General features: G+C 54.3%; 26 protein-coding genes. 14 read left to right on the forward strand and 12 right to left on the reverse strand.

All coding sequences use genetic code 11. The features are described 5' to 3' along the window. Nucleotides 1-9: 9 nt before the first annotated feature. Genes QZH45_RS15905 through QZH45_RS15920 form a run of 4 tightly spaced genes read left to right on the forward strand, consistent with a single transcriptional unit; the run spans nt 10 to nt 5798 of the window. The gene (locus tag QZH45_RS15905) at nt 10-885 is read left to right on the forward strand and encodes a hypothetical protein (RefSeq protein WP_432783383.1); all 876 of its coding nucleotides are present in this window, start codon (nt 10-12) and stop codon (nt 883-885) included. 8 nt (nt 886-893) lie between these two features. After that, complete coding sequence (locus QZH45_RS15910) at nt 894-3791, forward strand: AAA family ATPase (protein ID WP_432783384.1); 2898 nt, start codon at nt 894-896, stop codon at nt 3789-3791. 5 nt (nt 3792-3796) lie between these two features. Continuing rightward, entirely contained in the window at nt 3797-5221 is a 1425-nt protein-coding gene (locus QZH45_RS15915) for a hypothetical protein (RefSeq protein WP_432783385.1), read from the forward strand. Further along, a complete protein-coding gene (locus QZH45_RS15920; RefSeq protein WP_432783386.1) occupies nt 5214-5798 on the forward strand; it encodes a condensin complex protein MksE in 585 nt (194 codons plus the stop codon). Before QZH45_RS15915 ends, QZH45_RS15920 begins: the two co-directional genes overlap by 8 nt. 217 nt (nt 5799-6015) lie before the next feature. On the opposite strand, the gene QZH45_RS15925 is transcribed toward QZH45_RS15920, so the two are convergent. After that, nucleotides 6016-6213 carry a hypothetical protein gene (locus tag QZH45_RS15925; protein WP_432783387.1) on the reverse strand — a complete coding sequence of 66 codons (198 nt, stop codon included), beginning with the start codon at nt 6211-6213 and terminating at the stop codon, nt 6016-6018. 87 nt (nt 6214-6300) lie between these two features. Continuing rightward, on the reverse strand, nt 6301-7290 hold the full coding sequence (locus QZH45_RS15930; RefSeq protein ID WP_432783389.1) for a DNA-binding protein: 990 nt from the start codon (nt 7288-7290) through the stop codon (nt 6301-6303). Nucleotides 7291-7468: 178 nt separating this feature from the next. On the opposite strand from QZH45_RS15930, the gene QZH45_RS15935 reads away from it, so the two are divergent. Beyond that, a complete protein-coding gene (locus QZH45_RS15935) occupies nt 7469-8449 on the forward strand; it encodes a site-specific integrase (protein ID WP_432783390.1) in 981 nt (326 codons plus the stop codon). 324 nt (nt 8450-8773) lie between these two features. Further along, the gene (locus QZH45_RS15940; RefSeq protein WP_150755556.1) at nt 8774-9100 is read left to right on the forward strand and encodes a hypothetical protein; all 327 of its coding nucleotides are present in this window, start codon (nt 8774-8776) and stop codon (nt 9098-9100) included. A 138-nt stretch (nt 9101-9238) separates the two neighbouring features. Here QZH45_RS15940 and QZH45_RS15945 read toward each other — a convergent pair whose 3' ends face one another. Then, a complete protein-coding gene (locus QZH45_RS15945; RefSeq protein WP_432783795.1) occupies nt 9239-10198 on the reverse strand; it encodes a GlxA family transcriptional regulator in 960 nt (319 codons plus the stop codon). Nucleotides 10199-10437: 239 nt separating this feature from the next. On the opposite strand from QZH45_RS15945, the gene QZH45_RS15950 reads away from it, so the two are divergent. Beyond that, nucleotides 10438-11046 carry an SCO family protein gene (locus tag QZH45_RS15950; protein WP_432783392.1) on the forward strand — a complete coding sequence of 203 codons (609 nt, stop codon included), beginning with the start codon at nt 10438-10440 and terminating at the stop codon, nt 11044-11046. Nucleotides 11047-11121: 75 nt separating this feature from the next. Here the strand turns inward: QZH45_RS15950 and QZH45_RS15955 are convergent, their stop codons facing one another. Continuing rightward, a complete protein-coding gene (locus QZH45_RS15955; RefSeq protein WP_432783393.1) occupies nt 11122-12102 on the reverse strand; it encodes a GlxA family transcriptional regulator in 981 nt (326 codons plus the stop codon). A gap of 102 nt (nt 12103-12204) precedes the next feature. Between QZH45_RS15955 and QZH45_RS15960 the strand changes: the two genes are divergently transcribed. Both QZH45_RS15960 and QZH45_RS15965 read left to right on the forward strand, forming a co-directional pair. Continuing rightward, complete coding sequence (locus QZH45_RS15960) at nt 12205-12873, forward strand: DUF1326 domain-containing protein (RefSeq protein ID WP_223458924.1); 669 nt, start codon at nt 12205-12207, stop codon at nt 12871-12873. Next, nucleotides 12870-13709 carry a DUF2182 domain-containing protein gene (locus QZH45_RS15965; protein WP_432783394.1) on the forward strand — a complete coding sequence of 280 codons (840 nt, stop codon included), beginning with the start codon at nt 12870-12872 and terminating at the stop codon, nt 13707-13709. The genes QZH45_RS15960 and QZH45_RS15965 overlap by 4 nt, the downstream gene beginning before the upstream one ends. 83 nt (nt 13710-13792) lie before the next feature. Here the strand turns inward: QZH45_RS15965 and QZH45_RS15970 are convergent, their stop codons facing one another. Beyond that, nucleotides 13793-14821 carry a GlxA family transcriptional regulator gene (locus QZH45_RS15970; RefSeq protein WP_432783395.1) on the reverse strand — a complete coding sequence of 343 codons (1029 nt, stop codon included), beginning with the start codon at nt 14819-14821 and terminating at the stop codon, nt 13793-13795. A gap of 118 nt (nt 14822-14939) precedes the next feature. Between QZH45_RS15970 and QZH45_RS15975 the strand changes: the two genes are divergently transcribed. From QZH45_RS15975 to QZH45_RS15990, 4 genes are all read left to right on the forward strand, one after another. Further along, the gene (locus QZH45_RS15975) at nt 14940-15581 is read left to right on the forward strand and encodes an HD domain-containing protein (RefSeq protein ID WP_432783396.1); all 642 of its coding nucleotides are present in this window, start codon (nt 14940-14942) and stop codon (nt 15579-15581) included. A gap of 98 nt (nt 15582-15679) precedes the next feature. Further along, nucleotides 15680-16561 (forward strand): NmrA family NAD(P)-binding protein, encoded by an 882-nt coding sequence (locus QZH45_RS15980; RefSeq protein ID WP_432783397.1) that lies wholly within the window; start codon nt 15680-15682, stop codon nt 16559-16561. 209 nt (nt 16562-16770) lie between these two features. Beyond that, nucleotides 16771-17532: an SDR family oxidoreductase gene (locus QZH45_RS15985; RefSeq protein WP_432783398.1), complete on the forward strand. Its 762-nt coding sequence runs from the start codon at nt 16771-16773 to the stop codon at nt 17530-17532. 69 nt (nt 17533-17601) lie between these two features. Next, entirely contained in the window at nt 17602-18204 is a 603-nt protein-coding gene (locus tag QZH45_RS15990) for an SIS domain-containing protein (protein WP_432783399.1), read from the forward strand. A gap of 44 nt (nt 18205-18248) precedes the next feature. Here QZH45_RS15990 and QZH45_RS15995 read toward each other — a convergent pair whose 3' ends face one another. The 5 genes from QZH45_RS15995 to QZH45_RS16015 form a co-directional block, all read right to left on the reverse strand. Next, entirely contained in the window at nt 18249-18737 is a 489-nt protein-coding gene (locus QZH45_RS15995; protein WP_432783401.1) for a copper chaperone PCu(A)C, read from the reverse strand. After that, complete coding sequence (locus QZH45_RS16000) at nt 18737-19339, reverse strand: SCO family protein (RefSeq protein WP_432783402.1); 603 nt, start codon at nt 19337-19339, stop codon at nt 18737-18739. The genes QZH45_RS15995 and QZH45_RS16000 overlap by 1 nt, the downstream gene beginning before the upstream one ends. 156 nt (nt 19340-19495) lie before the next feature. Continuing rightward, on the reverse strand, nt 19496-20797 hold the full coding sequence (locus QZH45_RS16005) for an MFS transporter (protein ID WP_432783403.1): 1302 nt from the start codon (nt 20795-20797) through the stop codon (nt 19496-19498). 334 nt (nt 20798-21131) lie between these two features. Then, a complete protein-coding gene (locus QZH45_RS16010) occupies nt 21132-21752 on the reverse strand; it encodes a glutathione S-transferase family protein (protein ID WP_432783404.1) in 621 nt (206 codons plus the stop codon). 94 nt (nt 21753-21846) lie between these two features. Beyond that, nucleotides 21847-22386 (reverse strand): nuclear transport factor 2 family protein, encoded by a 540-nt coding sequence (locus QZH45_RS16015; protein WP_432783405.1) that lies wholly within the window; start codon nt 22384-22386, stop codon nt 21847-21849. A gap of 696 nt (nt 22387-23082) precedes the next feature. Between QZH45_RS16015 and QZH45_RS16020 the strand changes: the two genes are divergently transcribed. Continuing rightward, the gene (locus QZH45_RS16020) at nt 23083-24120 is read left to right on the forward strand and encodes a GlxA family transcriptional regulator (RefSeq protein WP_432783407.1); all 1038 of its coding nucleotides are present in this window, start codon (nt 23083-23085) and stop codon (nt 24118-24120) included. A gap of 61 nt (nt 24121-24181) precedes the next feature. Here the strand turns inward: QZH45_RS16020 and QZH45_RS16025 are convergent, their stop codons facing one another. Both QZH45_RS16025 and QZH45_RS16030 read right to left on the reverse strand, forming a co-directional pair. Beyond that, nucleotides 24182-24643 carry a MarR family winged helix-turn-helix transcriptional regulator gene (locus tag QZH45_RS16025; RefSeq protein ID WP_432783408.1) on the reverse strand — a complete coding sequence of 154 codons (462 nt, stop codon included), beginning with the start codon at nt 24641-24643 and terminating at the stop codon, nt 24182-24184. Nucleotides 24644-24695: 52 nt separating this feature from the next. After that, the gene (locus tag QZH45_RS16030; RefSeq protein ID WP_432783409.1) at nt 24696-25577 is read right to left on the reverse strand and encodes an NmrA family NAD(P)-binding protein; all 882 of its coding nucleotides are present in this window, start codon (nt 25575-25577) and stop codon (nt 24696-24698) included. Between the last annotated feature and the right edge of the window lie 154 nt (nt 25578-25731).

Genomic DNA, 25731 nt, shown 5'->3' on the forward strand with positions numbered 1-25731 from the left:
CGGCGCGTCATGCCCATAGCCCGCTTTTTCGGCAGCGCCGAACGGCTCTCAACCATAGCGTATTTCATGACCTCTATTTACGAATACTTATCGAAAGTACAGGCCGGCGAGCCGATCAATCTTGAAGCCCTACTCAATCGGCTCGGCGCGTCTGGCATTAGTGCTGTCGACGCCAGCCGCATATTGGTCGGCCAGAAACTAGCCAAGGGGAATTCACGCTATGCCGTGACCATTAAGGATGAGCTCGAATTTGCAAGCCTACTGGTACGGTTCGCGCCTTCTAAGATTGCAGGGAGGGTGGGCGCTGCATTGGACGGTGACAGCCATAGATCTTCTGTATCTGAGTCTTTTTTGCTGCTGCGCTCTGAGCAGCACCAACACCCGGTAGTTGCCATTAGCGAGTCAGGTCAGTGGGTAACTACCCGGCGACTCGCAAAATCCGGGGTTATCGTCGAGAACCTTGAAAACTTTTTGCGCTTCCACGAAACGCTGACTTTCGTTAGCTCTTTACTGTCTCACCCTATCACTGACGCTGAGCTGATTTTCGGCTCAGGCAATCAGGTCACAAATGGTCTTAACGGCGCTTTCTTGGCTCAATTTGATCCGCTTTACTGCTTGTTCGATGTCGATGTAGGCGGCCTACGTATGTTCAAAACACTAAAAGCCTTGGTACCCGATCGGGCCATCCACTTCCTCGCCCCTGATGACATCGAGTCGAGGCTCGCACGCTCCAAATACGAGCTTAGTTTTGAGCATCGACAAGAACTCTTTGCGCGTTATCGCGGCATGTCACCCGAGACAGATAATTTGATTATTCTCATGCGAAACTCCGGCAAGACACTAGAACAGGAAACCTATTTAGCCCCGCTACACACGGAAATATAGGATTAAGCATGTCCAGCATGTTTCACGAAGCGTTCAAGATTCGACAAGTCATTCTGGTCAACAGCGGCGCCTACTGCTACACCAGAATTCGTATCGACCAGCACACCGCACTGCTAGGCGCCAATAACTCAGGCAAAACCTCCCTGCTCAATGCGCTGAAATTCTTCCTCCTTCCCGAGGAAAACTTGAACGACTGCGTTAAGAAGTTCGGCTTCAAGAACCCTGATGGTTTCTACACCCGTGAGCAGACTTTTGGTTTCTACTTCCCAGAAAGCAGCTCGTTCATCGTGCTTGAGGCAGAAAATCCTCATGGGCCTTTCTGTGTCGTCATTAATCCAGGTTCCAAGCAATTCAGTTACGAGCGCACCTGCGTACCGCGGCCCTACTCAGACATTGAACACCTCTTCTGGGATCATGACTCTCATGCTAACAATGGTGCTGGCGCTCCTATAGCAGGGCTGTCATCTGCATCAGCAGCATCACAGCTCAAGGCATTGGGCGGGGTAGTGATCCGAGACACAGAGACAATCAAGGCTCGTTTCTATCACCATCACCACAACCGCCCCGATCTTGGCAGGTTCTGTTTGCTGCCACTTAGCCAGGGCGGCAAGCCACGTGAGATCGAGGCATGGAAGAAACTCATCCATCTGGCTTTTGACATCGCGGCCAAGGATAAGCGCACTCTTCCCGATACCATTGCGACCATCATCGAAGGCAAAAAAGATCGCAAGGAAGCTGAGCTGAACGTTAACTTGCCCGCGATCCTTGAGCGCTACGAAGCGCTCAAGGCCACAAAGCTTCGGTTGCAAGAGATTCGTAACGGCAAGGCCTTTTGGGATGAATTTGAGCATGCCTATTTGTCCTTTCTGCAATCAGGCTCTGCCGTGATGAATCATCTTCAGGATGCTGACGCCGCAATCAACGAAGCTGAAAAAACTCACCATGAGGAGCGCCAGAAAAGATTCGATGCGCACACGGCTGCGAATCAAAAATCGAACTTCTTGCGTAATCAAACCGGAGATGTTGACACCAAACGCAAAGAGAAAATCGGCGAAATGGGCGCAGTAAAACGTCAGTTTGACGCCATGAAGAAAGATGCTGAAGCCCTCTCTGTCGTCATTCACGGTTATCCCGATATGACGATTGATCAAATGATCGAATCGATAGAGGCCGCATCTGACGACGACACGAAGAAGGTAGAGTCCCTCAAGGATAGAGAGGTCTTCCGGCAAGAATTCGAGTCCAGAACGCGTGAAATCAATGCCGATGTGGCACGGGCAGGCACGTTAAAAGCCCTGCTAGAAGGTAACAGGAAAACAGTCCTTGATTTCCTAGGCCTAGAGGCAGCTACCGCGCTTTTCTCGCTGAATAGCGCCGCTTTTTCTGGAGAATGTGAATCCTTGCGAAGTGACGCACGGGAATCTATCAACCAATTCACCGCGCTTTTTGATCAACGCGAAAACGTTCTTGGGTTTCTGGGCCAAGCAACCCCCGTTGCCATCAAGGAATACGATGCAGCTAAAGTCTTGCGCGAGCGGGAAGAGGAGCTGAGCACCCTTTCGAGACGTATTAATGCCAATCGCAAGCGCATAACCGAAATGGCCTCTGACGCCACTCAGACCCTTGATCAGCTAGCGACAAAGATTCGCGAGCTGGAAAGTCAGATCGCGAAGGATAAAACCAACATCGCGAGGCTTAAACGTAAGGACTACATTGAAACCGAGTACCACCGGCTTGAGCAGGAACTAGCTGCTGCCACGAACGATCTACAGCAACTTAACGCAACGCATACTGAGATCAGCGAGCAATTGACCGAGGCAGCTGTTCATCTTGAACAGGCGCGTGAAGAATTGCGCGTGGCGGATAATCGAGAAGCTAATCTGGCTGCATGGTCTAAGCGCGTTCAGGACTGCATTCAATACCGTTTGGAATTTTTGCGCGATGGATTTAGCCAATCGGAGCGTCAATTCGTCGTTCTTGATGATGAACTCATCTACAGCCTTGAGACTCGAGTTTACGGTACCTCCAGCGATTTCAATATACTGAAGGAGTTCGCATCGAACCTTATGGAAGCGGTTCCTCAGCCAGAGCATGATCTAGCGCACCAGAGTGCCATGAGTCTTAGCGCCCTACTTCGAATACATGAGCACTATTCATTGCTCTATGGACGGTTGGACCTAGAAGAGAACAACCACTACAACCACGTGGTGGAGCACAACTCCGACACCCGCCTGCAAATGCAATCGATCGAGCATGCGAAGCGACTCATTGCTGACTTCATCAAGAAAATCGAAATGCATCTGACCGAGATTCAGGTCTCGAACATCGACCAAGTTTGCATCGAATACACGTTGCACCCCCAGTTCGATGAGCTACTGAGCACGGTTAAATCCGTGAACATGACGGGTGGTGAGCTACCCACACACGTACTTTATGAGCGCATCGGAAGCTTTTCGGCTGAGTTCTTCGACGCCGGTCAGCGCCGGGACGGACACCTCAACATGGCGCGACTGCTCGTGGGAGTGGAATACAAGGTCAAACTAGCTGGTCGCGACTGTTTCGCTTCCGAAAGCCAGTCCACTGGCACCTCCGTCATGATCAATAGTCGCCTTCTCGCGTTCCTGCTGAAAGAGCTGCTCCAGATCGACACTCAGGTTAGTCTGCCCCTTTTAATAGATGAAATATCCAATCTGGATGCTAAAAACCTCAGCGCCGCCCGTGATATCGCGGAGGCTGATGGCTTTTTCATCTTCGGTGCTACCCCCGACCTCACGACCAGCATTGGTAAGGTAATCTGTAACTACGTCAATTTGGATTACTTCAGAGCCAATGAGCTCGCGTACAACCGTCAGCGTACGATCCTCTATACGGGGCTCAATGAATCTCTGACCACCGTCCAGGTCTGATCGCCATGATTGTTAAGGCGGAAGTCACACTCGTTCACATGATTCAGAACAAAGGCATCTTTTTTGATCTGATCGATCACATGGACAAGACAGGCGAAGGAGATGAAGTTCGCACGGTCATGTACCAGCAAAAACTTCGCGGCCTTCTCGATGCCATCGCCCCGCTCCCAGAAGCCCGCTTTGTACGCGAAATGCCGGCCGAACGGCGCAAGCTTGAAGCGGCACTAAGCGTCGAGAACCTTCTACGGTCAGGACTTGTCACCCAGGTAGACAATGCTCGTGGCGTCATGGTGTTTGCACCTTTCGTAATCGAAATGTTCAGGCATTTCGATAGCGCCCGACTTCGCCACCTCAGTAGTGCAGATTACGAGGTTATCCGTAGAACCCTTACTGACCTCTATATTGCCTTCGGGAAGTTGCCTTCGCTCGACCCGCACGACGTCGACTTTAAAGAGCATGTCAAAACCTTACAATACGAGATCCGGCGCGCGACCAGCAAAATGCAGGAGTGTGTGGCTTCTCTTCAAGGATGCGTGCAACGCCTAAGTGAGATCGTAGAGCAAGCTGATTACACCGAGGTTGATGAGGTGCGTAAGGCTCAGGATGCCTTATCCGAGATCAACACGATCTACATGCGAAATATTTTGCCGGCTCTCCAGTTCTTAGACGAGGAGCCGGATATCAAGGGCGGCATCTCGGCCCTGGCTGCCTTGATACGCATCGGTGAGCTATTGGATGGCAATGACCATGCGAACCTAGTGACGTCAATTTACTACGCTGTGGAATCGATACGCTCGTATCGGCATGACATTTCAATTATCAGCGCATCGCTCATGCGTTATGTCCAGCAAAGCGAAGCTCATCGATTGGCTTACGATCGCATTGAGCGAGCTTGGAATCGTTTGTATGGGGCGGTCAGAGAGATGCAGGACGGAAGCCTAAAAGACAACACGCTCCCCTGCACTCACCCTGCCCTGGCCAGCATCAAAACCTTCCTAGGAATAAAGGTTCGGTACTTCGAGGCGAAGGTGCACTGGCCGAAGGAAAATCATCGCATCATCTTTGGTGAGCATCTACGCACGGCGCTGCCCCACGTCAGCATTTCAGCAGGCGTAATCCATGAGGTTGTGGCACCAGCAACGCATATAGGTCACGCCAAGCGACTGAGCGATGCCCGCCTGCTTACCATCGGCGCCCTGGTTGATAGCTGGGTGGCTCGCACCACGGTTAATGTCCATCTCGAACTACATGCTCACCTTCTCAAACACTTGGACGACTACGAGCTAACCGACCTTTTGGTATCGCTGGAATGGCTCAAGAAACGGGAAGGCCTGACAATCACGCCACTCTTCCAGATGAGCCTGCTGGAAAGCGGCTGCCAGCGACTGCGGTATTACAACCTTCATGTGGAGGCAACTACAGATGCTTGATGAAAAGATTGCGACAAACGATGGGGCTAAGAAAGGACTGAACCGTCAGCATTCGGTCGAGATATACAGCCAACTCATGAACGGAAAAATGGTCAATCGGACCCTCCTTACAGAGGGAGCGTTGAGGTCCAACCCGCTCTTTGAGGAACTGCTTAATCACTTTGACCGATATCAGGATCACTATGGACTGATGGGCTATGAGCTGATCATGCGCGATGGCTTTGCCTTCATCCGCTCCAATGACACCAGCGACAGCAAGGACGAGTTGGCGCGTAACATCCAGGGTGTTCTCCTAGTGCTTTTCCGTGGCGTCATGGAAATGGGCTTGACCATGGATGCCCTGCTGAAAGACGCAGCAGGCCTATCAAACACTCATATAGAAGAAATCGGGAAGGATCAGGACAAGCAGGAAGTTCTCATTGCCTGCGGGATGAAGACTGGCACCCTGCTTGATCACCTAAAAAAGCTTGAAACCCGCTGCATTGCCTACCGGAATGCCAAGGGTTATCTCGTGCTGTCAGAGGCTGGGGCAGCCTTTTTCAACGACCTATTAGCTGAGGGTGACATTGAAAACTAGCTAATACGCTATACAGGGTACGGTCGTCTGGCGGAAATGGGTGAAATGGGTGAAATGGGTGAAATCATATTGAGTTGAACGGCCTGTCTGGTCAAACAGCCGATCTGCGCAATACGCGCGGATGTCTTCGTTGCTGCGACCGATTGTTTGATTCCACTACTACCGGCCACATCGAACAGCAGATCACGCCTTAGCGTTGAAACCCTGGCTTTTGCTTCTACATCGTTTGGACTCTGTTGTTCGCCTCCGGCCTTTGCTGAGCGACACCTCCTTCTCGGCCGGCCAACTGCACAGGGCGCTTCAGCGGGCCTGAAATAACATCCGTTAAAAACATTTCAAAGAGGCGCTCATGAGCATACTTCAAGCCCAATCGCTTCTTCGACATACCGTTATTAACCGCTTCTGTATTGGTCATAAACCTCACCTGTGGGTGCGGGCAAGTTGAAGGGATCACCTAGCCACTTGTGGAATGATTGGTGCGCCAGCTCAAATCTTTACCAAATCACGTAGCGTCCGGCTGCCTCGTGTTCAGTCGCAGCTGTGTGACCTCCGCGGAGGATTGGTCCAGTTGCCGCCTTGTCTCAAACACCTGGTGATTGGCCTGCGCAATCGATTCTTCAAGCCTTTTAACTTCATCGCGTGATAAGTCCAACTGCTCTTGCAGCATCTCCTTGGCTCCTTCGGCCCTGGCGACAGCCGTTTTCATTTCGGCAATTTCGCCCGTCAGATGCTGCATTGTGTCCCCCTGCGTGGACATAGCCTTCGTCTGCTGCCGGGCCTCGCTAAGGAGGCGCTCGTTATCTCTGTTGAGTCGAGTCAGTTCGTCCTGCTTGACCATCAACGTCTGCTGGAGTTGGCGCAGCTCAACCTGAACTTGCTGCACCTGCCCTTCGTGTCGCTGTTGCTCCTGATCCCGCTGTTCCTTGACCGCATTGCGGTAATGCTCCAATGCATCTCGGGAGTGAAGGTGCTTTTCTTCCAGAGAACGTATCTGCTCATCCTTCTCCTGCACGCGAATTTCCAAGTCACTGCAATTTTGGCTTAGGCGTGCATTGCGGGTGATTTCAGTTTGAAGGCCGGTCTGGCAGATCAGCAACTCTTCCGTTTGAGCCTCCAATGCCGCCTTCTGGCTATCAAACTGGCGCTGCAAAAAGGTGAACTCTGCATTCAGAGCGTCGTACTTTTTCTCCAGTGCAAGGCGCTGCTTGTCAAAAGCGCCTTGAGCGTGCGCGATTGCCTGACCTCCCTCCTCCGTCATTCGCTCTAACAAGCCAGCCACAAGCTCGGTGAGCTCATCACTTAATCGCTCTCGGGATGCCAGCGGCCTGGGGTCAAAATCTTCAATTTCCTTCAAATAACGATGAATAGTCGACTTCGAGCCGGTATTACCCAGTTCGATGCGCACGGCGTCGATGCTCGGATTCTTCCCTCGAGCCAGCAGTGCCTTTCTAGCCTCCAGGACAATCGCCTTGTTGATTCCGCCGCGGGCCATCTTTCACTCCTACGATTACGTACTGTTTTACATACCACATATATACATAGCATTTTACAATTATAAAAAGAACTATATGAGGGCGTTTCTTTGATAAAATAATGGAGCGTTATCGCATCATAGAGCCGTTTTTCGCTTTTTCCAGCGTGGGAAAAGGTACGTTTGGCGTAGGAACGAGATGAACAAGGCGGATCGCTACCTGCAGGCCGGCACACGGGAAAATACCCGGCGCAGCTACCGTGCGGCGGTGGAACATTTCGAAGTGACTTGGGGTGGCTTTCTCCCCACGACGGGCGATGGCATCGTGCGCTACCTCGCCGAGTACGCGGACAAGCACACCATCAGCACGCTGAAGCAGCGCCTGGCCGCCCTCGCCCAATGGCACATCACGCAGGGATTCCCCGATCCCACCAAAACGCCCACCGTGCGCCAGATGATCAAGGGCATCCGTGCGTTGCATCCCGCCCAGGAGAAACAAGCGACTCCCCTGCTCCTGCAGCACCTGGAACAAGCTGTTCAGTGGCTGGAGCAAGACGCGGAGCAAGCAGCCGCCCGCCAGGACCTGGCCACCCTGCTGCGCAGCCGGCGTGACATGGCCTTGGTGCTGATCGGGTTCTGGCGCGGTTTTCGCGGGGATGAGTTGTCGCGCTTGCAGATTGAGAACACCCAAGCGCAAGCAGGGGTGGGCATTACCTTCTACCTACCGCACAGCAAGGGCGATCGCCAGCACCGCGGCACGACGTTCCGTACACCCGCCTTGAAGAAGCTTTGTCCGGTGCAAGCCTATGTGAACTGGATCACCGTCGCCGGCATTGCGCATGGCCCAGTCTTCAGAAAGCTCGATCGTTGGGGGCATCTGGCTGAAGACGGCTTTAACGCCAACAGCCTGATTCCACTGCTGCGGCGAATTTTTAATCGCGCGGGGGTGTCTGGCGATCTGTACACCAGTCACTCACTACGTCGCGGCTTCGCCACCTGGGCCGCGGCCAATGGCTGGGATATCAAAGCGATGATGACGTACGTCGGCTGGAAGGACATGAAGTCAGCCATGCGCTACATCGACACGGCAGATTCCTTTGGGGAGTTGGCGACAGGTCGGCCGCTCACTTCATCAGCTATTCCCCAAGTGCAAGCGTTGACAGTGGCTGAAAATCCCTAAGGGCCGGATGAATTGTCACCGTGCGCTCCGATATCAGCTGCCGCACGCAGAAAATGCTCCAGTGTTACTTCAGACATGTCCTTATCCCCGGCCGACGACCTCTGTTAGCCGGGCACAGTGCACCGACAATCCTTCACTCAGCGATCATCTCAGCACGCCCAGTGCATGTCGATAGACGCTTGGTAGCGAAGGTGGCGATCCTCGATCTCTGGGCACAATGCAGTAATGAATACTGTGCGAACGGCTTCCCAAGGGCAGTGTTTTGTCATTGTCTCGCGTCTAGTATGCTTCCCAAGTGGTTTGTCATGACCACGGGAGGTAGTGATGAAGGTTAAAGAGAAGAGAGAAGTCGAGATCGTCAGCGACATCCTGTGCGATGTCTGCCTCGATAGTACTCGCGTCGCGGGCAATGGCCTCCAATATGCCTTATTGCAGGCCCAGTGGGGATATGGCTCGGCCCACGATGGTGAGCGTTATGAGATACACCTGTGTGAGCATTGTTTTTTCCAGACCGTCGCCAGCCTTAAGCAAGAACGGCGTACCCAAACGATGTTCAGTGAAAACGACAAGGATAAACTCACTGACAATTTCGGCATGGTTGCGACGGACGATTTTTTTAACGACGGTGGAAGATCTACAGAGAAATCGTGACAAGATCAAAGCTCAACGGCCGATCAGCGCGCTAACGACTGGCCCCTTTTGGCCGTTGGCTAGCTTCCACGAAAGGAAGCTTTGGGTCGACTCCTGCCCCTCGTGACGGGTGGCAATCGGCCAAGAGCGGACGGTGGGCTAAGTCAATTCGCCATCTCGAGAGAAGAGTTGTGCGTATTCCGTTGGGCTAACCCCAAGACGTCGCACAAATGCATTTCTTAGGACGTCCACGCTTTGGTAACCACAGCGACGCGCAACTTCTGATATCGACTGCCCTCCAAGCTCAAGTTCTCTACAGGCTGCTTCCACCCTAACGTCCTCGACGTACTTTGCCGGCGAAGTCTGCAGCTCTTGCTGGAACATGCGTAATAACGTCCTGATGCTTGTGGAAAGCCTGCCGGCCAGTGCTTCGACTGACAGTTCCGAATTTAGATTTCCCCTGATCCACTCGCATAGCTCACCCAGAGTCGTACCGGGTGCATCCTGCGACTGACTGGTGACACTGAACTGCGCCTGTCCACCCGGACGCCGCAAGAACAGGAGCAGGTTTTTCGCAATGTCCAAAGCGACGTCATCACCTAAATCCTCGCTGACCAATGCCAGCGCAAGATCGATCCCGGCGGATGTGCCAGCCGAGGTATATACGTTTCCGTCCTTGCCCCAGATTAGATCAGGATCAACCTGCACATTTGGATAGCGTTCAGCCAGGGCGGGAGTCATCTGCCAATGCGTCGTGGCCCTACGCCCCTCCAGAAGTCCCGCCTCGGCAAGTGCGAACGTACCTACACTTATCGAACACAGGCGCCTCACCGTTTCGGACTGCAAGCCAATCCATGTGATAGCTGCCTGATCAAGCTGATCCATTACTTCCCAGCCCGCAGCCACGATCAACGTGTCGATGGCTTTGTTTTCGAGGCGTTCTTGCGCAAGCGTCCTGTGCGCTGTGAGTTTGAAGCCGGTGCTGTTCTCCAGATGCTCATTAGCATCCGAAGAAACCAGCTCAAGTACGTATGGGGCGGCCTCCCTGTCGTACAGACTATTCGCAAAGGCGAACACATCTGCGGGTCCAACCACGTCGAGTGCATCTATGGGCGGCATGGCCAGAATCACCACTCGTTTTTGCGTCCCACCTACAGCTGATGAGTTGCACTGGTTTGTTTCTTCACTGCCCGCTCCCGTCTTTGTCATGGGTGCATATTGGCACAAATCATTGGAAATAGTTAATACTGCCAAACCGATAAGCACGCCTGACATCGGGCAACTTCATTTTCAAGGAGCAAAATGCGAGTGAGCGGCATTTTTCGAGACCGTACCAGTGACCGAACGAGCCTAGACGAATGAGTGTTTTGGTAAGTCGCCGCCAGGTTATTGCAGGCTTAGGAGTATTGGGTCTCAGCCTGCTGGCCGGCTGCGATTCTGGAGGTAGGCCGCCGTACAAGTACGGCAAGGATCTGAGTGATCAGATGCTTGGGCGCACATTCAAGTTAACGGATACCGACGGCTATGAAACGTCGCTCTCAGCCTTTCGCGGCATGATGCCAATGGTGATATTTGGCTTTGCAAAGTCCCCTTCGATCGTCCCCACTGCCTTGGCTCGTGCGGTAGAAATCAAAAAAAGGATGGGCAAAGACGGCGAGCGTTTCCATGTCATATTCGTCACCTTAAACCCCGAACGGGATACACCGGCGAGACTGGATGCCTACGTCAAATCCTTTGACCCATCATTTGTTGCCCTTTACGGCACGCTGGAGGAAACGGCCGCCACCGCGAAAGAGTTCAATGTGGCCTACGAGAAAACTCCCAGCGGATCGACGTACACACTGTCTCACTCAACCACGAGCTATGTTTATGACTACAGGGGAACGCTGCGCCTCGGCCTGTCTCAATCGCTTTCTGCGCAAGAGTGCGCTGAAGATTTGCTGAACCTTATGGAGATCTGCGAATGATCTCCAGTGCGCTCCCTTCGAAATTGATGAACGACATAACGACCGAGCACTTAGGTCTAGGGCATTGAGCTCAAATCAGATTCGATTGACGCTAAACCGCTGCCTGTATTCGCCCGGGGTCAAACCAGTAACCCTGACGAAAATTTTGCGGAACGCGCCGGGGTCGCTGTAACCAACTTCCCACGCAATAGCCTCGATCGACAATGTACTGAATTGCAGCATCTCACGGGCACGGCCAACTCGCAGCCTCTGGCAATAATCGATGGCGGTGAAGCCTGTGGCCTTGCGAAAGCGTCGCAGGAAAGTTCTTTCTTCCAGGCCCGAGCGCAGAACCAGCGACGCAAGGGCCGTATCTTTCGCACCCGTCGCCTGTAGCCAATGCTGGACTTTCAGAACCGGGGCGTCGCCATGAGTCAGGTTTGGAGAAAAAGCACTGTAGTAGCGCTGCTCTCGGCCGGGCGGATCTACCAGCAAATAATGTGCGGTTTCCGCCATGATGACCGGCCCTAGAAAACGGTCGACCAACTTCAAACCGAGATCAATCCACGCCATCAGGCCCCCTGCGCTGATGATATCGCCGTCATCAATGACAAGCCGATCGATATCAAGATGCGCATCGGGAAACCTTTGCCGAAACAAGTCAGCATGGTCCCAGTGCGTGGTGACCGATCGCCCCGCCAGCAGACCGGTTTCAGCCAACAAGAAAGCCCCTCCGCAGACAGAACACAACGTCGTGCCCGCGCGATGATGGCCGAGGAGCCAGTCAACAAACGGTGCAGCTTCCTGCGACGAGACTTGCGTACCCAAGCGAGGTGGCATCAATAGCACTGTTGGAGACCCACCGGCCTCCCCCGCCTTCTCCCCGACTCTGACAGGTGTGCCACTGTGTCCCTCAACCTGCCATTGGCTGACCTGCAGGAAAACGCCCGCCTCTTTGTAGTGCTGCGCCGCAAAGCGATCGGCAACCGCGAATAGATCAATCAAACCATGCACGGCCGCAAGCTGTACGCCAGGGAAAAGGACGATGCCGATTTCAATTGGGAGAGGTCTGGTCATTTGTCGGTATTTACCCTGTTTATGTCGATATCGCCACGAGACACTATCATGCCTGCGAATCATCATGTCAAAAGTTTCACCACCAAACGAAAGGGGTAGGAGATGACAAACGAAGTAGCAACAGTCGCAACTCCAGAGTGGCGAATTGCAGGTGAATGGCTGGACGTCTGTTCGTGCAATTCACCGTGCCCATGCACATTCGCTCAGCCTCCCACAGGCAATCATTGCGAAGTGCTGTGGGCGTACCGAATCAATGAAGGTCACTACGGCCCGACACCCATGGCAGGCCTGAAGGTGGTCCTGCTCGCAAACTTCACCGGCAACCTTTGGGACGGCGCTTGGCTGGATGCAGGCGTATTCCTAGACGCTGCCGCCGACGATGCACAGCGAGCGGCCTTGGCGGCAATTTTCACCGGCCAGGCCGGCGGCTGGATGACACAGTTCGTACCAACGCACGTGCGTGAGCTCAGGGGTGTCGAGTTTGCGAAGATTTCGGTCGACATCGAGAGCACGCTCGAACACTGGCGGGTGACCGTCGATGACAAGGTCGAAGCGAGTGGCCAGGCCATGAAGGGGCCGACCTCCGATCCGACCAAGCTGCTGCAGAGCTTCAATCCACCCGGCAGTGAAGTCGGTCCCACCGACGCGCCCGTGACCTGGGGCAAGAGCGTTGCGGGCCGTTGGAAGGCCTTTGGATTCGATCAGAATATCCCAGCCGGCCAAGCGAGTAAGCACATCCCGTTCGACTGGCATGGACCGGACGCACCATGATGAAATCGGTCCTCTCCGCTTCACGATCCGCAGCTTCTGCGCTCGGGCGGGGTCAAGCGGGCCTGGGCTGGACGATAGTTGTCGTTGCGCTCAGCCTCGCCGCCTGGTTCGAAATGCTGGTGGTCATGGGTGACATGGATGAGGGGCCAGGAACCCCGCTACACGGCTTACCCGCCTACCTTATTGGTTGGGTCGTCATGTTGACAGCAATGATGCTGCCGTCAGAACTCAACTACATTGCGGCGTTTGCCGCCATGCTGAAGTCCCGTGGAGGAAAATCGCTCGCACGAACGCGGCGCATGGCTTGCTTCATCGCGGGCTACGGAGTCGCCTGGATCGGCTATGGACTGGCGGCCTATCTGCTGGATTATGCGATTCGTGCCCTCAGCCTCGAGTTTCTTGCGTGGAACCGCGCTGGTCCCTATTGGGCTGGCGCCGTTTTGATTATCGCGGGAATCTTCCAGGTCTCGGCCTTGAAAAATGTTTGCCTCACGGGATGCCGTTCGCCGCTGTCCTTTTTCGCTCAATATTGGCGAGGGGGCGATTTCGGGGCTGTGCTGATGGGCGCGCGACACGGCATGGTCTGTGTGGGCTGTTGCTGGGCGATGATGGCGGTGATGTTCGCTGTCGGCGTCATGAGTCCTACCTGGATGGCGTTGCTGACCCTGTTGATGTTCGCTGAAAAGGTACTGCCCAGTGGGCATAAGCTCGCGATTCCAATCGCCGTGTTCCTCGGAGCCATGGGGATCTGGATGGCGCTGTCACCCGACACAGTACCGTTTCTGAAAAACCCCATGACAGCCACCGTGAACATTTCGCACATCCACATACACTGACTAACGGAGCGATTTCGTTTTCCGTAATGGGGACTGCGGCATTTTTATGCCGCCGCCCCCAGTCTTTTGCCGATCGCGGTGGCCTACGCCATCTCGCCATTTGGCGAGAAGCGTTGTGCGTACTCCTTCGGGCTCACGCCAATCCGCCGCACGAAGGCTTTTCTCAGGACATCCACGCTGTGGTAGCCACTCCGCCGTGCGACCTCTTCCATAGACCGACCACCCAGTTCGATCGAGCGACAGGCAGCTTCAATTCGGACATCCTCGACATACTTCGCCGGCGTTGTCTGCAATTCTCGCTGGAACAAGCGGATTAACGTCCTGACGCTGGTGGAGAACTTGTCCGCGAGTATTTCGACTGTCAGATCTGAATGCAGGTGTTCCGCAATCCACAGACACAACTCATCCAGGTTGGAACCGGGAACATGCTGTGATTGCAGGGCGACACTGAACTGCGCCTGCCCGCCGGGACGCCGCAGGAAGAGGACAAGATTTTTCGCGATCTCCATAGCCACTTCATCGCCCAAATCTTCGCTGACCAACGCGAGCGCAAGATCGATACCGGCGGAGATACCGGCTGACGTGTACACGTTGCCGTCCTTGACCCAGATGGGATTGGGATCGACCTGCACCTTGGGGTAGCTTTCGGCCAGGCTTCGCGCCATACGCCAATGAGTCGTTGCCCTGCGACCATCCAAAAGTCCTGTCTCAGCCAGAGCAAACGCCCCGACACAGATCGAACACACCCGCCGAACACTCGCGGACTTCGTTCTTATCCAATCGATAGCGGATTCGTCCACCTGCTCCCGAGCTTTCCAGCCCGAAGTCACGATCAACGTATCGATTGCTTTGTTGTCACTACGTTCTTGTCCAAGCGTCTTGTGTGCCATCAACGCGATGCCCGTGCTGCTCTCCAGGTGCTCGTTGGCGCCTGCACAGACCAACTCGAGTAGATAGGGAGCAACGTCACCACGGTGCAATCGGTTCGCGAAGGCAAACACCTCCGCAGGGCCGATCACGTCTAGCGAGTCCACAGGAGGCAATCCCAGAATCACGACACGTTTTGGTCTCACACTTATAAGCGGATGGCTTGGTTTCGTCGTTTTGCTCACATCAATCTCCGCGCAGACAGAATGCGCATATTGGCACAAATCATCTGCCAATAGTCAATTTAGCCAGCCAGAAATACTTAAACTGAACCTCAAGCCACCCACTCTGAGGAAAGCAAACATGAGTACCCCTGTCATCATTGGCGGCTTCAGCGCTCCCGACTCTGAACTTGCCCAAAAGGCTTCTTCGCTCGTCGAGCGCGTCCACACTAAACCGCTCCTGCACCATGTGCATCGTACCTGGTGGTTTGCCGAATTCCTTGGTCAGCAGCGTGGCCTGAAGTATGACCGTGAAGCCGTCTATCTCGCGGCGCTGTTGCACGACCTGGGACTGACGAACGAGTTTTCCGCCGAACAGCGCTTTGAAGTCGATGGCGCTGACGCTGCCAGCCGCTTTCTACTAGCGAACGGCTATTCGAAGTCGAAAACCGAGCTCGTCTGGGACGCGATAGCACTTCACTCCAGCGCTGGTATCGCTGACCGCAAGCAGCCAGAAATCGCCCTCATCTACCTAGGCGCTCACGTCGACGTTATGGGCTTGAATATAGAGGAGATTACACCTTCGCTGATCGAGGACGCACTCGCGCTCTATCCCCGCATCGGAATGAAGGCTGCGTTCACTGAGGCGGTAGCAGAAGTAGCCAGGAAAAAACCTTTTACTGCCATCGGCACCGGGCTCGCTGACGTCGGCCGTCGCCACATACATGGTTTCGACTGCCCGAACGTGTGCGACCTGATTGATAACGCGCCCTTCGACAGCTGACATTCGGTGTTGCGCACGGGAATTTACTTTATCCAGATACCCCCGCACACCGTCCTCGACTGAGCGAAGCGTATTTCACCAGTACCGGAGTATTCACTATGCAACGACGTAAGTACTTAGTCACCGGGGCTACCGGAAAAACAGGCGTCTATACCATTCGCCATCTTCTCAACGGAGGGCACGCGGTTCGGGCTTTCGTCCATAAGCAAGACGAGCGCAGCGAAGCACTGAAGAATGACGGCGCCGAGATTGTCGTAGGCGATCTTCTGGAGCACGACGACATCATCCGTGCGATGGAAGGGATCACGGGCGCGTACCTGTGTTATCCCGTACGCCCAGGCTACATCCAGGCCACCGCATATTTTGCGGATGCGGCTAAAAAAGCCGGCGTCGAAGTCGTAGTGGAGATATCGCAGATTTCTGCTCGCGAAGACTCACTGAGTCACGCCGCGCGTGACCACTGGATCGCGGAGCGAATTCTTGATTGGTCTGGCATACCGACGGTTCATATTCGTCCGACGTTCTTTTCTGAGTGGCTGATCTTCCCTTGGGTACTCGATCAGATCGTGAAGGAAGACAAGATCACGCTGCCATACGGTAGCGGTAGGCACGCGCCGATCGCAGCTGAAGATCAGGCGCGACTCATTGCCGCCATTCTCACGCAACCGTCTGCACATATCGGGAAGACCTACCCATTGTATGGCCCCGTCGAACTGGACCACGAAGAGATTGCCAATGAAATCAGCAGCGTTGTAGGCCGCACGATCACCTACACCCCTTCGACCATCGAGGAATATAGCAAGCATCTGGAGACCTACAATCTGCCAGACTTTTTGATCCAGCACTTCCTTGCTGTCGCGCTTGATTACCAGAACGGAATTTTCGCTGGCGAGGACAGGATTATTGGCGAGGTCACTGGAAAGTCGCCTCAGTCAGTCAGTGACTTCGTACGTGCCAACAAGCAAACGTTTGAGTGTTGAAGTTTTTTGGCGCATGCGTTGTGTGTTTGTTGTCTTCGCATGCGCCATTTTTAATTGATGTATCAACGAGAGGCCGATGTCGTGCGAGTGGCCGGCTAAATTTGCTTCTCGTTCAGCAGCCGCAGTGAATGGCGCTCGCGCGAGTACCTGCGCCCGGCCGCCTTCCATCAAAACCTGTTCAATCACAATTCTCTGAAAGGAGAAATTCAATGAAACTCAGCGGTAATACGATATTTATTACAGGAGCGACATCTGGCATTGGACGCGGGCTTGCCGAGGCCTTTCACAACAAAAGGAACAAAGTGATTATCGGCGGTCGCCGCAAGGCACTGCTGGATGAAATCACCCAGGCCAATCCGGGTATGGACTCGGTCGAAATCGACGTAAGTAACGCGGCGCAGATTACTCGCGTGGCGCAACTCCTGACGCAAAAATATCCAGAACTGAACGTCATCATCAACAACGCAGGCATCATGCCGTTCGACGACGTGACCGGCCCACTCGATGACGCGCAAGCCATCGATCTGATCGACACCAACCTGATGGCGCCGGTGCGTATCAGCGGCGCTTTTATCGAACACCTGAAGCAACAGCCGCAAGCGTTCATCATCAACAATAGCTCGACGGCCGCGTTTATTCCGATGGCGATGTTCGCGCTTTATTCCGCGACCAAGGCCGCTATCCACTCTTACTCGTTGTCCCAGCGTTTCGCATTGCGTGACACCAGCGTGCGTATCCTTGAAATTGCGCCGCCCTGGGTCGATACGGATCTGGTTTACAAGAGCGGTGACGCGCGCGCCATGCAGCTGGAACCTTTCATTGAGCAAACCATGGCGCTACTTGAGACCGCGACGACCGAGGTCGTTGTTGAAGCAGGCCAGGCACTACGCAATAGCGCAGGACCGGGGGAGCACGATGTAGTGAACTACCTCAACCAAATGTTCATCGACAACCCACTTCCGGCGCCTTGACTGCAATCCAGCAGGCCACCAAGCCATCGGTGGCCACTCACTACGTTGATACAAAAGCAGGGTAATTACATGGGACACAGGCTAGACAGAATCAAAGAGATTCTTAGCGCAGAAGCAAAGGCCATCAGTAGTGTAAAAATAGACGATAGCTATGATAAGGCAATTGAATTCATCAAAGCGTGTCCGGGGAAACTCGTCATAACCGGCATTGGAAAGGCAGGTTTTATTGCAAAAAAGTTCGCGGCGACGCTCTGCTCAACAGGAACGCCTGCCGTCTATATTCACCCCGCAGAAGCCGCTCATGGTGATCTCGGCATTGTCGAGAAAAACGATTTGATTTTTGCTTTTTCTACCAGTGGTAAAACTCAAGAAGTCATTGAGCTCATTAAATTCAGCCGTCATCTCACTACTGGAAAAGTCATCGCTATCACCTCTCACCCAGAAAGCGAGCTCAGGAACAACGCTGATCTGGTTCTCGATATGGGTGTCATAGAGGAACCCTGTTCTTTGGGTTTGACTCCAAGCGCCAGCATTGCGGTCATGAGCGCAATCAGTGACGCCATCACCCTGACGCTAATGGAGGAGAACGGAATTACTCGCCACGATTATGGTGTACGTCATCATGGTGGTTACCTCGGGCACAAGGCCAGGCTAGCTAATGACACTGAATAGCACAGCTGACCAGAGGCAAACGACGTTGCAAATTTCTGAACTGATTAATTCATTTTACCGCTATCGGATGAATTCAGTGCTCGAGCGCTGGCTTCGACTGTGATCGTTTCCTTCTTTCCATTAGCACCCTCCACCGTCAGTGTCAGTGGTACTTTGTCTCCTTCTTTCACCTGGGCGTACACGCCGATGAGCATCACGTGGTAACTGTCAGGGTCAAAGACGACAGTTTTTCCAGCCGGTAGCGCAACCGAATCAACAGGGCCCATGCGCATCACTTCATTCTGCATGGTTGAGTGGTGCATCTGCACCGTCTTGGCAACCGGGGATTGCACGTTCACCAGTTTGCTGTCGGTGCTTGAGGTGATCTTCAAGAACGCCCCGGTTGATTGCTGCCCTGGCACTGTTGCTCTAACCCAAGCGTCGTCGATCTTGGTCTGTGCGCTAGCTTGCCAAGCCATCCCCAATAGAGAAAACAGTATTGCTGCCTGTGCAAGAGGCTTGATAACGACGGTTTTACGGCATCGAAAATTCATTAACTTGCCTTCATGACAGAGAGAAGATCTTCCACACATTCTTGTTCCGTGCGCGACTGGCTAAATCCAAGTCGCAAGACACCCTTGGCGTCGTACACATAACTCATGGCGGTGTGGGACAGGGTGTACGTCGAACCGATAGGGTTTTTTTCATAAAAGACACCAAACTCTTCAGCAGTGGCGGCCGTCTCTTCAAGATTTCCGTACAGCGCCTCAAACGTTGGATCAAAAGCCTTCACGTAAGCATCCAGCACGTCAGGCGTGTCACGCTCTGGATCGAGCGTAATGAAAATGACCTTGAGTCGATCGCCATCAGGCCCCAAGAGTTTTTTGATCTTTACGGCTCTCGCCAGTGCAGTAGGGCAAGCCGCCGGACACTGGGTGAAGCCAAAAAAGATCATCGGCACCATACCCTGGTAGCTCGCTAGCGTTTTTTGATTGCCTTGAGGGTCTTTCAAGGTGAATGAGCGTCCGCGCGCCTGACCACTCAAGTCCCATCCGTATTTAAACGTGCCTGCGACGCTGTCGAAGCTTGCGAGCATGCCCAAACCGAGCACGCCGATGCCTGCAATCAACTCTCGGCGAGTCAAGAGTGCGCTCATGTGTCGAGACCTGTAATGAATAAGTTATTCGCGCTGACCTTCATTGCCTGGACTCCTCGAAATGCGTAGTGACGAAACAGAAAAATTCACAATTTGGATGTCTGGAGGTTGGAGTGAGCCAAGTCCCCCAGCCATCTCGGGGCTTTCAAAAATTGCTCAATGGGCTACCTGGACCGTGGCGGCGGCTTTCTTTTCTTGCTGTCTGATCGTCAGAATGGCAAGGCCGGCGATCAGGCAAAGTGCTCCGCCAGTGAAAAAGGCTGGCAAGTAACTGAGCAAGGTCACTCGCGACCAGCCAGCTCCGAAAGCCGCGACGGCTGCGCCAATTTGATGTCCGGCGAAAATCCAGCCAAACACAAGTCCGGCGCGTTCTGCACCGAAGCGGGAGGCGGCGAGTCGTACTGTAGGCGGAACCGTCGCGATCCAATCAAGACCGTAAAAAACAGCGAACAATGAGAGACCGTAGATCGAGAAGTCAGTGAAAGGCAGCACGATCAGCGACAGTCCGCGAAGGCTGTAATACCAGAACAACAAACGACGGTTGTCGAAGCGGTCAGACAGCCAGCCTGACGCAACCGTACCGACAAGATCGAATACGCCCATGGCCGCGAGCAAGCCCGCTGCTTTCACCTGCGAGATACCAAAATCACCGCACATTGGGATTAAGTGAACTTGTACCAGGCCGTTGGTTGTTGCGCCGCAGATGAAGAATGTTCCGAATAGAATCCAGAATACCTTCGTCTTCGCCGCGTCACGCAGGGCAGTGAATGAGGCCGCCAGAATCGACGCGCTGGTTGAGGTGGGTACGGTAATCGGACCTGAACTGGTATCGCCGTACGGCCGCAATCCCATATCACTTGGTCGATCACGCATTACGAGCAGCACCGCCAGTGCTGCAATCACCAGCAAGAGGCACATCAAACCGAGCGCCCAGCGCCATCCGGAATGATCGGTGATGCTTGCGAGAATTGGCATAAAGATCAACTGCCCGGTCGCGGTGCTGGCGGTGAGAACGCCGACGACCACACCCCGGCGAGCACTGAACCAGCGCGACGCGACGGTGGCACTGAGGGTCAACGCGGTCATCCCTGCGCCGACGCCAACCGCGACACCCCACAGGACCACCAGTTGCCAGACCTTTGTCATACCGAGTGAAAGCACTAGGCTGACCACTATCACAGTCAGCGCGGTGAGGGTGACATTGCGTAGGCCATACCTGTTCATCAGCGCGGCGGCGAACGGCGCGGTCACCCCGAATAGCACGAAACGGATCGACAGGGCCGAGGAAATTTCCACGGTGTTCCAGCCGAACTCCATCTGCATTGGCACGATGAAGACGCCAGGTGCGCCTACCGATGCGGCGCTAATCAGGGCGGTTAGGAAAGTGACCGCAATCATGGCCCAGCCGTAGTGAACGTTACGTCGCGCGAGAACTGTCGAGAGCCATCCGGAAATCATAAGTGCTCCTATTGCTGGCGGAATGTGGCGCTCGTCGCCACTTACGGTTTCGAAGAGAAAGGCAATGAGAATTACCGAGTGATCAACTACGTCGCAGGGGCTTCGTAGTTCGCCGGCAGGACCAGCTAAGGGTCAGTCTATGGATTTCCGGCTGTAGCAAATGACTGTTTCCGGATGATTCGTGCCAACTTCAGTCGCGCGTTCGCGTACGGTGTTTCACTCGCCGCTGTAAGGAGATCCGATAAACCGGCGTGGAATGGCGTTCGACCAATCGAATCCAAGGGGTAGAAATACTTTTGCACCTCGGATCGGCAGAGAAGGGTCGCTGGTTGGATTACTGGCTCTCGAACGCTTTCAGTCCCCGCTGGACGGCGGGCCTGGCTTCTACCGCTTTGTACCAACGCGATAGGCATGGGAGCGTTGCCCAATCCAGTTTGTCGTTGACTGACGCAACAATGGTGAACGCTGAGATATCCGCCATAGAGAATTGGTCTCCAGCCATAAAGTCCTCAGTAAGAAAACTTTCGGCGTACGCGAGTTGCTCAATGACGCGCAGATCGATCACCGCGGCTGCATCGCCTAATCCAGTTTTGCGCAGAAAGAACGCCGCATGGCTAGGCGCAATAACGTCAGTCACGAAGTAGAAGTAGCGATCGAATACTTTGTCGCGCCCCGGCCCTGGCTGTGCGGGCGCCAGCCGACCCGGAGCCCACGCGTCAGCGAACTGTATGATCGCGTTGGATTGGTTGATGACTCGCACTGTTGTCGACGTAGAGTCGACCAAGGTAGGGACCTTTCCGGCCGGGTTCAGCGCCAAGTACGCCGGGGTGCGATGCTCAAGTGCTCGCAGATTCAGCAGACCTGCCGTGTATGGCACGCCTGCTTCTTCCAGCGCGATTGCAGCTCTCAGGCTGTTGCCGGTTTGGGCGCCGTACAGTTCTATAACTTTGTTCATCGTGCACTCCGTCGCGCGCGATCTGGCAACGCAAAGGCTGGCTACTCAGGTTGTCCAGTGTTGAACAGCCCAAGCAACCAGCCCTTAGAGCTCTTTAAGCACCAGGCAAGAAAGGTCGTATAGCGGTGGCGGAAATATCTGGCGGTGTCAGTCGGCGATTCGTCGTTGAGCCGCCTATGTAGCGCTCGGCGATCCTCCAGCCGTTATCGGTCTCGCGAAGTCGATCAAGCATCGGAGAATACATCCAGATCATCGGTAGGTAATCGCTCTCAGTCAGCTCGCCGTCGCTCATTTTCGGAGCTTCTTCCGGAACCGCATAGCGCACAAGAAGGTTGTGATATCGGACTGCAACGAGCCCGTTTTCTTCTTCATCAACAATGTGACCCGAGCCGCAACGACTGACTCCTGGAACCAGATAGGGATAGATTTCGGTGAGGAAATGGCGGATGTTGGGTCCACCGCTAACTTCACCCTTGAAATGTATAACCTTTGCGTCGGCCGTAAAGGAACTGATCATTTCCTCGAGATCCCATGTCTCGAAGAGCCAGTTGACTCGGTTGACGAAATCTACTGCACTCGCTCGCTTATCAGGATCAATTCTGCGCGCGGCAACTACCCTCGGAAAGAAACGCATCGTTACCTCCTAAACAAATAGTTAGCACTGACACTGCACGAAGCGAATGCTCGGTTCGCTCGCTCCGTCCTACCCCGATTGAATAAGTAATCGTTATCGTGCGCTTGGCTCCCACTCGCGCCATAAGCCTCTGCAGCAACCGGCCTGTCGATAGGTGCGATGTCCCACTTGGCCCACAAGCGACGGTCATTAGGGCGAACTGCCCTTCAGGCATCCCCTTAGAGCTCTGCCCTCAGATGTTGCATAAATTGGCGAGTAGCAATTGCGACCGCCTCGTGATTTTCAAGTGGTGACAGGTGTCCAGTACCAGGTAATACATGCATTCGGGCGCCCGGAATTCGTGGCAACAACTCGCTTTGCAATGTCACCGGTGGATCTATCTGATCAAGCTCTCCTGCAGTGACCTGGACGGGGCCTCTGATGGACAAGACGTCAGCAGTGATGTCTTCAACCACCCCACCCAGTAGCCATGCTGCTTTGGCCTGTGCTGCACCATAAATTTGAGCACCTCGGGCCTTCACATACATTTTCGTTCTTCGCGTCTATTTACGAGCTCACGGATGCCTGACTCGCCAAGGCATGCGAGGGGGCGGCGAGATTCAGTCTATGCTGTTCGGACGGAGCACAAGTGACAGATCCAAGACTATTTCTGCCACAAATGCTCACTCTATGCCCGGACGCACGGGGCCTCCTCCAATGAAAAAGTTGACGAAACCAGGTGCTCCGCCCGCAAACGTGAGGCAGAAGCGGATTGTCATATTGGGTTTGCCACCGGTGGACGCGCTCGACGTGATCGGCCCAGCGGAAGTATTTGCGTGGGCGAATCAACTGGACGGCGCTGGGCTTGCCCCGTACGTGCTCGAACTCGTTAGCTCTGCTGCTGATGTGCACCTCGAGAGCGAAACAGGTATTGGGTTCAGAGGGCATAGCACACTCGAGCAAGAGCGTCGTGCGAACAAACCCATCGACACCTTGATCGTGACAATGGGCTCCAGGTCGTTCGAACAGGTCGACCAGGAAGCCATAGAGTGGCTTCGAACGCGCTCGAAGACTGTGCGGCGCGTGTGCTCTATATGTGTTGGGGCGTTCGCCCTGGCTGCCGCGGGCCTTCTGGACGGCCGCAGGGCGACGACTCATTGGAGCGTGGCACGACGTTTGGCGGAGCGCTATCCCAAGGTACAGGTCGACCCGTCTCCCATTTGGGTGCAAGACGGCAACGTCTATACGTCAGCTGGCATATCGTCCGGAATCGACCTCGCGCTATCGCTGGTAAGTGAAGATCTTGGAAATGACTTCGCCATGGAGATAGCGAAGAATTTGGTTCTGTACTTACGTCGTCCAGGCGGACAAGCGCAGTTTAGCTTCGCACTTCAGTCGCAGCAGGCGCACAATTCAAGTCTGAGCGACTTATGCCACTGGATCAGTGAGCATCTGCATATGGATCTCACAGTCGAGATGATGGCAGCCAGAGTTTCAACCAGCGTCAGAACGCTGATACGAATGTTTCAGCGGGAATTGCAGACCACGCCTGCAAAATACGTCGAAACCGTCCGGCTGGAAGCGGTCTGCCGTTCGCTTGCGCTTGGCGAAAAATCGATGCACGACATCTGTCGCCGGAACGGTTACCACGGCGTCGACGTGCTTAGGAAGGCATTTACGCGCCGCTTCGGTGTGAGCCCAATGGAATACTCCCAGCGCTTCGACAAAAGCACTGAGCCGACGCAGTCCGGTTGACGTCGGCTTCCAGCACCTGCAAGCGATACCTCCAAACCTATGGGCAGCCGATAGTCTGCGACTAATCGTCAGAGACACCGTGCGCGATGTCGCCGACTACCACAGACGCAAGCTCCCGCCTTAACGAGTCTACCTTTTCAGTACCGTTCATTTGCTCAAACTGTCGTTGAGCCTGTTCCCAGAGAGGTGCAGTCCTTTCGAACAAGCTCCGCCCCTCCTCCGTTAGCACTACCAGGCGGCTTCTTCCATCAGATGGAGAGGGGCTGATCGAAATCAATCCTCCCCGTTCCAGGAAACCCGCCATTTTCCCCATCGCCGTGCGCTCGATATCGAGCCGCTCAGCAAGGGTATTGATTGCAGCAGTCCCCATTTCGTGGAGAGCAGCCAAGGTAAGGTATTGGGTGATCCGGAGACCCGATGGCTCAAGCTGCGCATCATAAAAGCGAGTGATCTGCCGGCTCGCCCTCCTTATTGCGGAGCAATTGCACTGGTCGATCCCTGTTGGTTGGTTAACCGGCAGCATCTGTATATTTCCTCACTACTACTGATGACTATTTACGCCCCGGACGTGCGAGTCACGCATAGACGTCACGGTATTTTTCGATGAACGCCTGCACGGACAGCGCAGGTGTGCCGGTGATCTTTTCAACCACGTCGTTCACACCCGCAAAGACACCCTCTCGGTAGTTCTGAGCAACTTCGACCAAGTGTTGTACCAAGGCCGGAGGAAACTTGTACTCGTGTTCCATTTTATGCTGGAACGCCTCGATTGACGTCGGAGCGTACTCGATTTCCGCGCCAAGCACTTCGCTCATGGCAGCAGCGATCTCGGTGTGATTCATCTCGATCGGGCCATGAAGGCTGTAAATTTTACCTTCATGCCCTGCAGGGTTGGCCAAAATGTGGGCGATCACCCGACCTTGGTCGTCAGTAGCAATAGGAGCGTGGCGACCATTCTCGAAGGGGAACTCGATTTTCTTCTTGGCCCAGATTTCCTTTGCGAAGTGAGGGTACGCAAGCCAGTCCGCGAAGAAGGTAGGGCGAAGGTGCGTTGTCGGTACACCCGACCAGTCGAATACACGTTCGGAGATCCAATGGTCCTGTGCCAAATGGCTTTTGGAATCACGCCGCGCGGAGATCTGCGACATGTTCACGATCGCCTTTACCTCAGCCTCTTTCGCTGCTTGGGCAAAATAGGCCGCACCTTCGACGATTCCCGGTGCGAGTGGATAAAGGAAATAGGCCGAGCGAATGCCTTCCATCGCTGCACGAATGGCATCGATGTCGGTGAAATCACCAATAGCAATTTCAACTCCGCGCTGGCGCAGAGCTGCTGCCCTTTCGTCGTCCGAACGCACGTAGGCGCGGACGCTCTTGCCCAACTTAAGCAGCTCATCGATTGCTGCAGCACCAGTCCGCCCGGTTGCACCGCTTACAAGAATTTCAGCTGCGCTCATGATCGTAGTCCTCTCAATTGGTTAGAGCATATGCTCTTTAATTCACGATAGGAGCATATGCCCCTATGCGATTTAAAATAGGAGCATGTGCTCCTATTGTCAACTGACGGCAATGACCGTTCAGCGGTTCGATAATTCTCGGAATTCAACAGAA

It is taken from the genome of Pseudomonas corrugata (genome assembly GCF_050920615.1).
Lineage (GTDB): Bacteria > Pseudomonadota > Gammaproteobacteria > Pseudomonadales > Pseudomonadaceae > Aquipseudomonas > Aquipseudomonas corrugata.